This window comes from Paenibacillus sp. GCM10027630 (genome assembly GCF_042676305.1).
Lineage (GTDB): Bacteria > Bacillota > Bacilli > Paenibacillales > NBRC-103111 > Paenibacillus_S.
Map to the genome: position 1 here is coordinate 182,084 of NZ_JBHTGY010000057.1, position 14,782 is coordinate 196,865.

Annotated in this window: 11 protein-coding genes; all 11 read left to right on the forward strand. The window is 38.3% G+C overall.

The window, feature by feature from the left end:
- The first annotated feature begins 155 nt into the window (after positions 1-155).
- The 11 genes from ACFQ0C_RS28630 (at position 156) to ACFQ0C_RS28680 (ending at position 14,779) form a co-directional block, all read left to right on the forward strand.
- On the forward strand, positions 156-1,013 hold the full coding sequence (locus tag ACFQ0C_RS28630; protein ID WP_379371905.1) for a YitT family protein: 858 nt from the start codon (positions 156-158) through the stop codon (positions 1,011-1,013).
- A 204-nt stretch (positions 1,014-1,217) separates the two neighbouring features.
- A complete protein-coding gene (locus tag ACFQ0C_RS28635) occupies positions 1,218-1,979 on the forward strand; it encodes a tyrosine-protein phosphatase (protein ID WP_379371762.1) in 762 nt (253 codons plus the stop codon).
- A 242-nt stretch (positions 1,980-2,221) separates the two neighbouring features.
- Positions 2,222-4,639: an S-layer homology domain-containing protein gene (locus tag ACFQ0C_RS28640; protein ID WP_379371764.1), complete on the forward strand. Its 2,418-nt coding sequence runs from the start codon at positions 2,222-2,224 to the stop codon at positions 4,637-4,639.
- Between the two features lie 112 nt (positions 4,640-4,751).
- Positions 4,752-5,513, forward strand: a complete 762-nt coding sequence (locus ACFQ0C_RS28645; protein WP_258213988.1) for a YveK family protein — start codon at positions 4,752-4,754, stop codon at positions 5,511-5,513.
- Positions 5,494-6,183: a CpsD/CapB family tyrosine-protein kinase gene (locus ACFQ0C_RS28650; RefSeq protein ID WP_379371766.1), complete on the forward strand. Its 690-nt coding sequence runs from the start codon at positions 5,494-5,496 to the stop codon at positions 6,181-6,183. The genes ACFQ0C_RS28645 and ACFQ0C_RS28650 overlap by 20 nt, the downstream gene beginning before the upstream one ends.
- A 25-nt stretch (positions 6,184-6,208) precedes the next feature.
- On the forward strand, positions 6,209-8,032 hold the full coding sequence (locus tag ACFQ0C_RS28655; protein ID WP_379371768.1) for a polysaccharide biosynthesis protein: 1,824 nt from the start codon (positions 6,209-6,211) through the stop codon (positions 8,030-8,032).
- An 18-nt stretch (positions 8,033-8,050) separates the two neighbouring features.
- Positions 8,051-9,076, forward strand: a complete 1,026-nt coding sequence (locus ACFQ0C_RS28660; protein ID WP_379371770.1) for a Gfo/Idh/MocA family protein — start codon at positions 8,051-8,053, stop codon at positions 9,074-9,076.
- Complete coding sequence (locus ACFQ0C_RS28665; RefSeq protein ID WP_379371772.1) at positions 9,055-10,398, forward strand: nucleotide sugar dehydrogenase; 1,344 nt, start codon at positions 9,055-9,057, stop codon at positions 10,396-10,398. The genes ACFQ0C_RS28660 and ACFQ0C_RS28665 overlap by 22 nt, the downstream gene beginning before the upstream one ends.
- A gap of 161 nt (positions 10,399-10,559) precedes the next feature.
- Positions 10,560-11,807, forward strand: coding sequence for a hypothetical protein (locus ACFQ0C_RS28670; RefSeq protein WP_379371774.1), 1,248 nt, complete (start codon positions 10,560-10,562; stop codon positions 11,805-11,807).
- A 31-nt stretch (positions 11,808-11,838) separates the two neighbouring features.
- Entirely contained in the window at positions 11,839-13,362 is a 1,524-nt protein-coding gene (locus tag ACFQ0C_RS28675) for an oligosaccharide flippase family protein (RefSeq protein ID WP_379371776.1), read from the forward strand.
- Positions 13,363-13,510: 148 nt separating this feature from the next.
- Positions 13,511-14,779, forward strand: a complete 1,269-nt coding sequence (locus ACFQ0C_RS28680) for an O-antigen polymerase (protein ID WP_379371778.1) — start codon at positions 13,511-13,513, stop codon at positions 14,777-14,779.
- Positions 14,780-14,782 lie beyond the last annotated feature (3 nt).

Sequence of the window (14,782 nt, forward strand, 5' to 3'; positions counted from 1 at the left end):
TAGGAATAGAGGGATAAGCCTCTGTAACTTGCAGTGTGCTATGTGTATGGGCATCCGCATGTGGGATTTTTTCGTGCAAGCTATTATGTACTGTACTGGGTATAAACGAAGGGGAGCGAGCGCCTGTGAACGGCAAAAAGAAGCGAAACCAAAGCTTGAACCAGAATCACCGCACTCATTGGTATAGTGAATATATATTGCTGTTACTTGGATCTTTGTTAATTGCAACAAGCTTTAATATGTTTCTAAATCCGAACAAGATAGCTTCCGGAGGGACTACAGGAATAAGTATCATAATCCGACAATTATTCGGGATAGAGCCGGCACTAACACAATGGGCCCTTAATATCCCTTTATTTTTAGTTGGTTTATGGCTGCTTGGTCGAAAATTCGGGGCTAAGACGGCGGTTGGATCTGTATTACTTCCGTTATTGGTTTTGCTTACTAGAGGGCTCCCCTCTTTAACAGACAATTTGTTGCTGGCCAGCATTTATGGAGGTATTTTGATTGGAATCGGGCTCGGGCTTGTTTTTCGGGGAAAAGGCTCGACAGGCGGATTAGACTTGGCAGCACAACTGGTGCATAGGTTTACGGGTATGAGCTTGGGATTAGCTGTGGCCATGCTGGACGGAATGGTTATTTTGGCCGCGGGAATAGTTTTGTCGCCTGAGAAAGCGTTATATGCGCTGATTGGCCTGTTCGTAACGAGTAAAACGATCAATGTCGTGCAAATTGGGTTCAACTATTCGAAGGTAGCTTTTATTATCTCGGGGCATGCGGATGTTATCAAGCAAGTCATTCTAACTGAGCTGGATCGAGGGGTAACTATGCTGCAGGCGACAGGCGGATATACAGGAGAAGCTAGAATGGTGCTGATGGTTGTCGTTGGGCAGACAGAGGTAAGTCGGTTGAAGGAGCTGGTGAAGGCGACGGATCCGGGAGCTTTTGTCATTTTGAGCGACACGAATGAGGTGTTAGGGGAAGGCTTTAAAATTCACGGTCAAATAACATAAAAAATTTACACTTCATTACTTGGAACTAATGGTCGATATAAAAACAAGTAGGTTTCATGTAGAATTAGGAGTGTTTTAGTGCTTTATTATCATAATTTAGTCAAAAATATGTCAAAATTCACAGAATTATAGTTTTTTTATGTAGTATGATAGTACTTAGTATGGTTATATGTTTTTGTTGATTTGTTAAAGGAGCAGTAGAATATGATTGATATTCATTCACATCTTCTCCCCGGCATTGATGACGGCGCGTCTGATCTGGATGAGACGATTCGTATGGCTAAAATGGCTGTAGAGGAGGGAATTCATACAATAATTTGTACGCCACATCATGCGAATGGCCAATATATGAATCCTGGCGATGGTGTTAATGGATTGGTAAAAGAGGTTCAAATTGTCCTTCAAGAGCACAATATTCCTCTTACGATTTATCCTGGGCAAGAGATACGTATCAATTTGGATTTTATAGACTCTTTTAACGCGAAAGATATCATCTCATTGCATGAATCTAATTACATATTAGTAGAATTCCCGTCCAGAGACATACCTAAGTATACCGAGGAATTGTTCCATGAACTACGTGTTCTGGGAATGACTCCTATCATTGCACATCCGGAACGAAATGCAGAGATTGCTTCTGATCCGTCCAAGCTCGTTCGGTTAATTCAGTTGGGGGCGCTTGCTCAGATGACCAGCCATTCCATTAATGGGCTGTTTGGCGCCAAAATCCAGAAATTAGCCATAAATATGTGCAAGCAGCAGCTGGTTCATTTTATATCATCAGATGCTCACAATTCGACAAAACGTGCTTTTGGATTACAAGCAGCTTATTTCAGCATTAACTCTCAGATCGGAAAGCAGCAAGTAGCCTACTATCAGATGAATGCAGAAAAGCTAGTTCGCAATGAGAGAGTAGAAACGGTAGTGCCTATTTGGAAGCAGCCTAAGAAATGGTGGTTCTTTTAAAATTTGGCTGGGAGATAAAGAAAATTTTGCTATATTTTTTCCAGATTTAATGGTATATTTTTGTCGAATCTATTAAAATGCTTGTAAACTTGATTCGACAGAATCTGTTATATTATGTTATATTTTAAAAGTTACTAAATTATGGGTATTTTTACATTGCGGATAATTGTTGGATATGCCTTGAAAATCAGTCTAGCAATGTAGATGCTTAGTATAATAAAAGTGAGAGAGGAATGACATTTATGAAGAAAAAGGTAATGGCGTCAACCTTATCAGCTAGTTTGGTTATTGGTTCTATTATGGGTTTACCGCTTAGCAGCTCTGGGGTTTTGGAGAAGGTTGGTATAAGCAAGGCTTATGCGGCTACTCCAGGCTTAGAGAATATTACGAATGAATTAGTCAACATACATAGCTTCTTGTGGAGTGAAGATGAAAAAGCTCCGATTCGCGCTGTACGCGATAATTTAGCTGGGTTGACTGATGTTAGTCTTGTGTCGGAAATTACGACTGCGATTGATGTTAAAATAGGTTCTAACACGAATACATACGATAAACTAACACATGCAAATATTTTGAAGCTCTTCAGCAGCTTGGGCTTGTTCTTCAATACTTCCAGTACTGAACTGACGAATGCTTTGAACGACCCTGAAATTCGCGCGATTCTTGGCCAACTGGCTCAATTGTCCGGAACTACTCTGGATGCATTGAGCGTACAGGATGCGGCAGACTTCGCACTAGCAGTTAATGCAGCTATATCCGCACAGCTTGGTGCCAAAAGTTTTGTGGAGCTAGGTTTAATCGCCACTAGTCAGCAGCTGATGAAGGAAGAAATTAAGACAGCCATCACAACCGTAGTTGCTGGGAATAATAAGTTGAGCGTCGTTTTCCGTAACTTGGATATTCAAGCAGGGGATGTTTCAGCAGTTGCCAGCAAAATCATGGACGTAGTAGATGATGCGCAGCGCTCTGGAACAACGATGATAGCCCTTGCACTTCTCCGCTCAAAAGTAGTTGTTGCACAAACTGGTGAGTATCCTCCAAATTCCAGAACACAAACTTATACAGTTGCTGTTTTAGGTAAAACAATGCCGGATGTTCTAACACTAACTACGGACGTCTCAACTGGTACAGTTAAATACGAATCCGGTAGAATTGTTCTTAGCATGACTGCCAATGGTACCCAAACCGGACAAATTACTGGTACAATCAATGCTCCTACAACTCGCCTGGATGGGAAGCTGTTGTTCAAGAAGAATGTATCCTTGAGTTATGTTGTAAGTAATAGTAGTGGTAGCAGTAATAGCGGTGGTTCATCTGGTGGTGGAGGCGGAGGTCCTGCTCCTAGTACAGGATCAACAACTGAGGGAAATAAAGCTATCAGTGATTTGAAAAGTGCTATAGAAAATGCAACCGGAGCTGCTAAGGATCAATTGCTGCAGCAAGCTAAGGCTGTTACAGAAGATGCTATCTCCAAGATTGCTAAAATCGACTTGTCCTCTGTTGTAACAGTGGCGGGCGATAAGGCTGTTGCCAAGTTGGATGTAACTGCTTTGGTGAAGCAGATTAGTGATATCAATGCAGAAGTGAAGAAGCTGACAGATGCCTTGAAAGAGCTTGATCCTAACGCGCCAAAAGCAAAAGTCGAATTGTCCTTTGATTTCGGTTCGATAAGTGCGAGCAAGATAGAGCTGCCAGTAGCCAAGGAAATTCTTGATGCTGCTAAATCTAACGGTGCGGATAGAATTGGCTTGAAATTCAACGGTCTGACTGTATCGTTAGCGCCAAGTGCATTTACGGCAACAACTTCATTAAATATAGAGAAGAAGGCTGTAACTGAGGCTACTGATGTTACGAAGTTGCCTGTAGCATCCGATGTGTATGAAATTAACTTTACTTCAAATGGCGCACCATTGAATAATCTCTCTGTACCTGTAGAGCTGAGCCTTCCTGTTGGAGATGTTTCGAAGTTTGATGTAGAGAAGCTTACACTAGCCAAAATTATTGACGGCAAGCTGCAAATCTTCGTCGGTAAATATAACGCTAAGGATAATCAGCTTCAGGCTAAACGCAGTAGTTTCTCGACCTACACAGTTGTAGAAAACAATGTTGTATTTAATGACACAGCATCGGTTAAAGAATGGGCAGGACGCCAGATTGAAGTAGCGGCTGCTAAAGGAATTTTGGAAGGACGAGCTGCAGGTGAATTTGTACCTAACGGAACTGTAACTCGTGCAGAATTCGCTAAGCTTATCGTGAACACATTTGGCTTGGAGAACCCAACTGCAACCGAAAGCTTTGATGACGTGAATGACTCCGATTGGTTCAAGCCTTATGTTGCGGCAGCTGTGAAGAGTGGATTGGTTAACGGCCGTACCGATACGAAGTTTGACCCGAATGGAAAAATAACTCGTGCAGAAATGGCAACGATCGCTGCGCGTGCTCTAACAAGTGTTAATCAATTAAATCCAGTGAGTGATGTGAACGGAGCATTGAAAGGCTTTAGCGATGCAAGCTCCATTAATGAATCATTGAAAGCGGGAGTTGCACTTTCGGCAGCACAAGGAATTATCGTTGGTGAAGCGGATGGTACGTTCAACCCTAACTCCGATTCCACTCGTGCTCAGGCTGCTGTAATCATCTATCGTCTACTTAATAAATAAAAAAAATATTAAACATAAGATACCTCCTCTTCTGAATAAACAAAAGGGGGGGTATGCTTCTTGTTTACAAGATGTATTCTGAATTTTCGTCACGATTGAATGGAGGATAATAATGGAACTGGATCTGAGAGACTATATTCGGATCATCAGGAAAAGGATCTGGCTAGTTATCATATTTGTACTGGTAGCAACCTTATCTACAGGGGTTGTCAGCTTCTTCTTTTTGACACCTGTCTATGAGGCTTCGACAAAGTTAATAGTGAATAAATCGAATGAACGCCAAGGGATGGAGCAAGTAGACATTAATTCCATCAACCTGAATTTGCGTTTAATAGATACATACAAAGAAGTTATTAAGACACCCCGAATTATGGATAAGGTGGAGAAAGATTACCCGCAGTTTGGGCTTACGGCAAGGGAATTGATCCGCAAGGTACAAGTAAGCTCGGTGAATAACACACAAGTGATGACATTGGCCGTTCAGGATCCTTCGTATGAAAAGGCAGCGAGTATTGTTAACGCCGTTTCACGTGTATTTCAAAATGAGATCCCGTTAATTATGAAGGTAGACAACGTATCCTTGTTGAATGAGGCGGATGTTGAGGAACGTGCACTACCCGTAAAGCCGAACAAAATACTTAATATTGCAATCAGTTTCGTTGTATCATTGATGCTTGCGGTTGGTATTGCCTTCCTGATCGAGTATCTGGATGACACGATTAAGACGGAAGAAGATATTACTAAAGTACTAGAGCTTCCGACTCTAGCTATGATTGCCCGAATTAAAGAAGAAGACCTGATTAATGAAAGATCATCCTCATCATTAACCAAACTACAGGCAGGTGAAGCATCTCGTGTTACTGTCAACGAATAGCCGCCCACTTATAACTCATGAGAACCCTAAATCACCCATATCAGAGGCTTATCGGACGCTCAGAACCAATATCCAGTTTTCGGCTATAGATGAAGAGCTCCGAGTTCTCATGGTTACCTCTGCAGGCCCCGGGGAAGGGAAATCTACTACCATCACCAACTTAGCCGTTGTCTACGCCCAATCTGACAAGCGGGTAGTCCTCATAGATGCAGATTTGCGCAAGCCGACCATGCATCATACGTTCAATTGTACAAACCGTTGGGGAATCACGAGTGTTCTTTCCGGACAAGCCAATCTCTCCGAGGTAGTTAGGACTACAGCTATTCCTAACTTATCTATCATCACTGCAGGACCCATACCGCCTAACCCTTCTGAAATGCTAGCTTCTAAGAGAATGGTTGCTACCCTGGAGGAGCTTAAAGAACAATTTGACATTATATTAATTGATACACCACCAGCGTTAGCTGTTACAGATGCCCAGATCGTTGCCTCCAAATGCGATGGCGTTGTTCTGGTTATGGACTCTGGTAAAGTAAAACGTGAGATGGCATTGAAAGCCAAAGCCAATTTAGAGTATGTAAAGGCAAGAATTCTTGGTGTCGTTCTTAACAATATGGATCGCAAAAATGCGGAATCTTATTATTATTACTACTACGGAACCAAGGAGTAGTTGAGGCTGATTACGGGGGATGGATATGAGTTACGAGAAGCGAATTTCGCTGCTAGTATTTATGGATATGTTGATTGTATGGATTAGTATATATACTTCTTATTTACTTCGTTTCGATGGCCATATCCATCCCAATTATGTAAATCAGATATTATTGTACGGGATCATTTCAACATTAACCTGTATGATTAGCATGCGTTTTTTTAAGCTCTATAACCGGATATGGCAGTACGCAAGCATAGGTGAAATGGTAGCCATATTTAAAGCTGTAACCCTTGGTGTAGTGGTAGCTTATATAACCGTGTATGCTGTAACTTTTACTAGAGTTCCTATTGCTGTTGTTCTTCGGAATTACGAGACACTATTGTTGTGCATAGCAGGTTCCCGATTTGCGTGGAGAATAGTTAGGGACAGACTGTTTATCACAAAGGGGAAGCATCAACGGAAAACCCTCATTTATGGAGCGGGTGACTGTGGGGCTCTTATTGTCAAAGAAATGCTCAATAATCAGGATGCAGAGCTCCGTCCAGTAGCTTTCATCGATGATGATCCGAGTAAACACAAGCAGCGCATTATGAATCTGCCGGTAATTGGATCTAGATCGAGTATTGTTGAAGCAGTTGAGAAGCTAGAGATTGAAGAAATAATTATTACTATACCGTCTCTTACCAGGAAAGAAGCGTCGGAAATTATTGATGTCTGCAAAATGACAAAGGCTAAGCTAAAAATGATACCAAGAATCAATGATTTAATTGATGGAAAAGTAACGGTAAATGAAATAAGAGATGTGGATGTGGAGGATTTGCTTGGTCGGGACCAAGTGAAACTAGATCTTGAGGGAATTGCCACTTATGTTAAAAATAAAACCGTTTTAATCACGGGTGCGGGCGGATCCATCGGTTCCGAATTATGTCGACAAATCGCGCCATTTCATCCAAAGCGGCTTCTGTTGCTAGGTCATGGCGAGAACAGTATATATACGATTGAGATGGAGATGAGAAGAACATTTCCAGATCTGCAGTTAGAAACCATTATAGCTGATATTCAAGATACTGAACGGATAAATGAAGTCTTTTCTACATACAGACCGGAGGTTGTCTTCCATGCAGCAGCTCATAAGCATGTTCCTCTAATGGAGCGTAATCCGGCCGAAGCGGTTAAGAATAATGTGTTCGGGACTAAGAATGTAGCTGAGGCAGCAGATCGATTCGGCAGTGAAAGATTCGTGCTAATTTCTTCCGATAAGGCAGTTAATCCGACGAGTATCATGGGCACAACTAAGCGGATAGCAGAAATGCTGATTCAATCGCTTGATAAAGCTAGTAGGACGAAATTCGTTGCTGTAAGATTCGGAAATGTATTAGGAAGTCGCGGTAGCGTTATTCCACGCTTCAAGGAGCAAATTGTCATGGGAGGGCCAGTCACGGTAACTCACCCAGACATGATTCGCTATTTCATGACAATTCCAGAAGCAGTACAGTTAGTTGTTCAAGCGGGTGCATATGCAGAAGGCGGAGAGATATTTATCCTCGACATGGGTGCTCCAGTTAGAATACTTCAATTGGCTGAAGACTTGATTCGGTTCTCTGGTTTTGAACCTTACGAAGATATAGATATTGAATTTAGTGGAATTCGCCCTGGAGAGAAAATGTTCGAAGAATTACTTACGAATGAAGAGGGATTGAGTTCTACCAAACATGATCGGATATTTGTTGGTAAGCCAGTGACAATAAATAGAACTGAACTAGAGTCTGAGATCAAGAAGTTAGAGAAGGTTTTGTCTGGGGATCAAAGTAAGTTAACAGAGGAATTAAAACATATCGTCCCTACATACTTATATGTTTCATAGAGAAGAGGTTGTAAAGAAATGAATTTCGCAATAGTTGGTTGTGGGCATATTGCCAAGAAGCATGTGGAGGCCATTTTATTAATTGAAGGGGCCCAACTCGTTGCAGTTTGTGACACGAATGAGAGTAGGCTTATAGAATACATAGATGCTTATGGAGTTGCTGGGTATACGAAACTATCGGAGATGTTACTTAATCCAGAAATCGATGTTGTTAATATATGTACCCCTAGTGGGCTTCACGCACCTTTAGCAGTTCAAGTCGCAAATGCAGGTAAGCATGTGATTGTCGAGAAACCAATTGCTCTTACATTAGAAGACGCAGATCTTATCATTAATGCTTGCCAACATAATCAAGTAAAACTTTCGGTAGTACACCCTAATCGTTTTCGTCCAGCAGTTATTGAGCTTAAGAAAGCGATGGATTCCGGCAGCTTTGGAAAGTTAAGTCATGCAAATGCGACTGTCCGTTGGAACAGAAATCAAGAGTATTATGACAAAGATCCATGGCGCGGGACGAAATCGCTTGACGGTGGAGTGCTAATGAATCAAGCAATACATAATTTAGACCTTTTAACTTGGATTATGGGTGATGTGAAAGAAGTTAGCAGTTTTACCGCCACGAGGCTTAGAAATATTGAAGCAGATGATGTGGCGGTAGGAATTGTCCGTTTTGAAAACGGAGCTTTAGGGGTAATAGAAGCAGCTGTAACCATTTATCCAAAAAACTTAGAAGAAACTCTATCAGTTTTTGGAGATTTGGGCACAGTTAAAATTGCCGGTACGACTATAAGTACGATTGAGCACTGGAATGTATCAGATATGAACAATGATGAAGTGAATCAGATGTTAGAAAGAATAAAGCACAACCCTTTAGGGCGACCCGGACATCAATGCATTATTGAAGATATGATTAAGGCCATACAGCAGGATCGACAACCAATGGTGAATGGCGAAGATGGAAAAAAAGCGCTAAAACTGATTTTAGCTCTTTATTCATCAGCAGAGGATGGAGGAAAAACAGTATGTCTATCTCAGCAAAAATGATAGAACTCGGTCAGCATGCAAGTTCTCTAATTAGTAAACTAGAAAATCGATCTGCAACAATTGGAGTTGTGGGTTTAGGATATGTGGGTCTTCCACTATCGGTAGAAAAAGCGAAAGCTGGATTTAAAGTTATTGGCTTTGACGTGCAGGCTAAGAAAGTAGATATGGTTAATCTCGGAATTAACTATATTGGGGATGTTATAGATGATGACTTGAGGGAGATAGTGAAATCGGGTAAATTAAAGGCTACATCGGACTTCTCTTTTGTTAAAGATGTAGATGCAGTGACGATTTGTGTACCAACTCCCCTAGATATATATCAGCAGCCAGATACAAGCTATGTAGAATCTTCAACACGTGAAATCGCCCGTTACTTGCATCCGGGTATGTTAGTTGTATTAGAAAGTACTACATATCCGGGAACGACGCAAGAACTAGTCCGTCCTATTCTGGAGGAGTCCGGATTAAAGTGTGGTGTAGATTTTTTTCTTGCGTATTCACCTGAACGGGTAGATCCTGGTAACAAACAATTTAATACCAAAAATACCCCAAAGGTCGTTGGTGGGGTTACAGAAGAATGTACTAGAGTTGCCTCTACTATGTATAAAGCCGTTCTAGACGGGGAAGTTCATGAGGTTTCTAGTCCTGCAATAGCGGAAATGGAGAAAATTTTAGAAAACACATTTCGTAATATCAATATAGCTTTAGCGAATGAAATGGCTATTCTCTGTAATAAGATGGGCATCGATGTCTGGGAAGTAATAGATGCTGCGAAATCAAAACCATATGGATTTATGGCATTTTACCCAGGTCCTGGGCTTGGTGGTCACTGTATACCCATAGACCCTTTTTATTTAACTTGGAAAGCTAGAGAATACAACTATCATACTCGGTTAATAGAGACAGCCGGGGAGATTAATAACAGTATGCCGGATTTTGTAGTTGAAAGAATTGGGCATATATTGAATGAAGAGTCTAAGCCGATTAAGGGGTCAACGGTTTATTTGCTCGGAGTTGCATATAAGAAGGATATTGATGACTATCGAGAGTCACCTGTTCTGAAAATTATTGAATTGCTTGAGAAAAAGGGTGCAAATGTTATTTGTAGTGATCCATTTGTATCCAAATTTAGAAACAAAGGGAATTTGTACGAAACCGTTTTATTAACGAAGAAACAGTTGGAAGAGAGTGATATTACTGTAATTACGACTGACCATTCTACATTTGATTATAAATTGATCGGGAGTAATGCAAAAGTAATATTTGATACTAGAAATGTTATGAAGAACATTGAGGTTTCTGGTAAAATTTGTAAATTATAATTCGTTGTAGGAAAATAAGAAGTAAGGTTAGTTGTGTAACTGGTAAGGGATAGTACCCGTGTCTAACCTTAAACAACCTGCAGTGCTTACTGATAGTTTGTATGCAGAGTGTTGCGCATAGACTGCTAGGCTCATGCATTTTTTATTAGGGAGAAGTGAAGATGTTTTATAGAGAAGATTTACTGGAGATTTGGCATACTATTAATGAGAAGGTTCATTCTGAGGGTTTTGAGAGATATGATTATGGCGATATCTTAAGTCATCCATTATACATTAATTTATTGTATCGACCATTTGGGAGATATATTGGTTACTTTTTAAGAGTACCCGACATTTTATTTCCTATTGCTTGGCGGAGAATATTAGGGATTAAAAAGACAGTTTTTCCAACAGCGTTCTATCACTTGGGAATGTCTTACTTGCAAATGGAAGCTATAAACACAAAATACGATTCATTCTTTGCTAAAGAAATGTGTCGGTTAGCCTACGATTTAAAAGTAGATGCAGAACATCTTTGTTGGGGTAGTGTATATAAGCACCATGGATTACAGTGGAGTGATAGGAATGTTTCCAAAGTTCCCCCGTCTTGTGCCCATTTTGGGACAAGACTTGGGACTTTATTTCTTAGGGTTGGGAAAAAACATAATGATTCAGATATAATTAAGAATGGTATAAACGCTGCAAAAGGATTGATGATATATCATAACATAAACTATTATGAAGACGGGTCAAGTACAATTAGTTATTACCCATATACTAATGATGAAGTAATTAATACTAGCGCAGACATGGCAGTTTTACTTGCAGAGATTCCTTTAGATTTAAGAACTACAGAAATGCAAAAACACTTATTGGGATTAACAAAGATGATTGTTAATGAACAACAAAATGAAGGTCAATGGTACTACTGTACAAAGAGACACTATGAAAAATTAGGTGGAGAAGGAATTATAGATAATCATCACACTGCTATGAATTTAGCTGCGTTAGCTGTTATCTGGCATATTGGTGATCTTTCAGATGAAATTAGAAAAGATATTCACAAAAGTTTAATAAAAGGATTAGATTATTATATTAATCATTTATTTAATGAAGATGGAACGGGATTTTATTTTCCAGGGAAACGGCGTGAAACGGAGGTTGTAGGATATTCAGAAGGTATAAATGCAATATTTGAAATATTCCATAGAAGGGTCCCATTACCAGACTATCTTAATATTAAGTTAAAAAACATATTACCTAAGATGCTACAAAAGGCAATTGATAAATTCTTAATTGAGAAGACTGGGGATGTTGCCTCAATGAAACGATTCGGTTTAAAATATAATATTCAATCCATTAGATGGGGATCCGGACCGCTCTTACAAGCGATTACCAGTTGTTTACTTGCTGTGTCTGAAGAAAAATAAACTAATTTGAAAACAGCAATCAGGAGATATTATGATTAAAAGAAGTGTTCTTTCTAGCGATATATTTTGGACCTTAATTAGTACCCTATTAACTACGCTCTTGAGTTTAGCAAGTTATGGTATCGCTGCTCGAGTATTAGAGGCTAGCGGAATGGGGGAATATATGTTAATTAGAAGAGTAACTACTGTGTTAGTTCCTCTTTTAATGCTTGGACTGCCAATAGCTCTGACAAGATATCTGGCTCTTGCTAAAAAAGATGATACAAAAATTCGCTTGCAATATACATTTGCTACTAGTCTTCCAATTTTATTTGTATTAGTTATAGTACTTCTGGGGACGTTGTTTCTTCCAAATAAGTGGGGAGAAATGCTGCTCGGAACATCATGGAAAATGCTCGGACTTCCAATGATGATTTTGATAATAGGATTATGTTTTCATTCCTTTGTATTTGCTCTTTACCGTGGGATGTTAAATATAAAATTTGCTAACTTTATGACGTTAATTAACATAGGTTTTGTACCGTTTATTGTTTTACTTATTCCTCAAAAGAATATAGCGTATATAGTTTCAACAATTGGATTCACAATGATCGCTGTTTCAATAATATTTTTAGCTAATATACTGAAAGATTTTAACTTTAGAGGACAATTTGATATATATTCTTATTGTAGAGTTTTTAAACAAGTTATGTTATACGGCTTACCTAGAGTTCCAAGCTTTTTTGTTTCAGCGTTCCTTCTTTCTCTAGGTTCAATTATTTTGGCAAATCAAGGCGAAATGCTTGGAGTAGTAGCGATTACTGCTGGACTTAATATTATATTTATGTTTTCATCAGCTGTGAGTCCAATAGGAATTGTTTTACTACCAAGAGGAGCAGAATTAATGATGCAAGGTAGAAAAAAAGAGTTGTCCTATTTATCAAGAAATTTAATTTTATCAACAATTCATCTTAGTTCATTATTCTTTTTCTTGTGGATGTTTAAAGGACCTCAAATACTTCATATTTGGCTTAATATAAATTTAAATGAACAAGTAATACTTACAATGATTGTTTCGTTAGCATTTCCCTTCTATATGATATATGAAGTTTTAAGGAATTTATTGGATGCACTCTCTTCAAAACCTTTAAATACATTAACACTTAGTGTTGCTCTATCTGTATTGCTCATTCTATACAAGATTCTTTCATCTTCTGATTTAATCAATAGTAGTATGTCATTAGCAATAGCTTCTGCTGCTTCACTAATTGTACTTGGAATTATGACAATTATTCTTGTGGTGCTTTTACTTCGTCCCCCATTTTTATTTAATGACCTAATTATTTTGTTAAAAACTTTTATTTTAACTTTATCGTTAGCTTTGTTAATGTGGGTTAATGATACAGTAATTGATATGCTTCACTTCAAGGATGAATTGATGATTGTAATAATTTCAAATTTTATTACAGGATTATTAACAATGATAATATTTATTTTTATATTATATCGTTGGAAGGTTGAATGGGTTCTCCCATTAATTCAACGCTTCTCTGTAATAAAAACTAAGAATTCATAAATAGTTTAAGGCATCTAGAGAGATAAGAAGTAGCGAAATCCGGTTCAAATATGAAATGAATCTGCCGGGCACTTAACTTAAGTTGTTGTTGCTTTATGAAGACTATTGATTCTCAAAAAGGTAAGCAAATGAATCTGGGAGGATCTTAATGAAGCTTAGAATAGGCATAATATTCGGTTCTATTACTTACGTTTTTTTATTAAGCTGGGCATATGCACAAATTTTATCTCCTAGATATGGTTACATGGGTTTTAATATAAAGGAGCCTTCTTTTTTTTCAATTACTTGTATGTTTATTGCCATATTACCATCTTTTTGGGTACCGGTCAGTCTTTTAAGGCCATCACAAATTGTTTATTTGTTTCTTTATGTTATAGTATTTATTCCTGTTCAAATAATTCCTTTTAATGTGACTTCTATAGAACATAGCCAAATATTTATTTTTGAGTTTTGTTTATTAATTGCATTTATGTTTCTATCATTTATATACAAGATGCCCTTGTTGACTATCAAGCAAATGAGTATACCTAGACATTATTTCTGGATAATAATTTCCATTACGATTTCGTTATTTTATGCGTATATCATCTATGTCTTTGGAATTCAGTTTAATATTGTATCTTTAGATGATGTATATGGGGTTCGGAATATTTATAAGACTTCACTAGCAAATTATGGGAGATTACCAATCTATATTATCAGTTGGCAGTCAAATATATTAAACCCATTTTTAATTGCATATGGATTAATCAACAAAAGAATAACTCCAGTCATAATAGGTATTGTTGGTGACTTAATGATATACTCTATAACTGGATTTAAAAGTGTTCTTTTATCAGGTCTACTAATATTTGCCCTTTTAATTTCAATACAATATAAAGGTAAGTTTATGGGTGTTTTTATGGTGTGGGGTGCAAATCTGTTGAGCGTCCTTTCGATAATAACATATCTTTGGTTCCAGAATGTTTATTTATTTTCTTTGTTTGTAGAAAGAACAATAGGAATACCTGGTCTTCTAACAGCTTATTATTTTGAGTTTTTTTCACAGCATCCTAAATATTATTTAAGTTACAGTATTTTTAGTTTTTTTATACAATCTCCATATGATTTTGAACCTGCAAGTTTAATTGGGTATATTTATTTTGGAGATTCAAACGTTTCTGCGAACGCTAATTTATGGGCGGATTCATATGCAAATTTCGGCTATTTAGGTCTATTTGTTATAACTGCTTTACTTGGGTTTGTTTTTTGGCTGTTTGATAGTATTGCATGTGATAAAGATACACGGTTAGTTACTTTAATGCTAGGAGTACCCGCACTAACACTCTCAAATACATCTCTACTAACTGCACTTTTAAATGGAGGAATTGGATTAGCCCTTCTGCTTACATTGATTATTCCAAATAAAAGATTATAAACA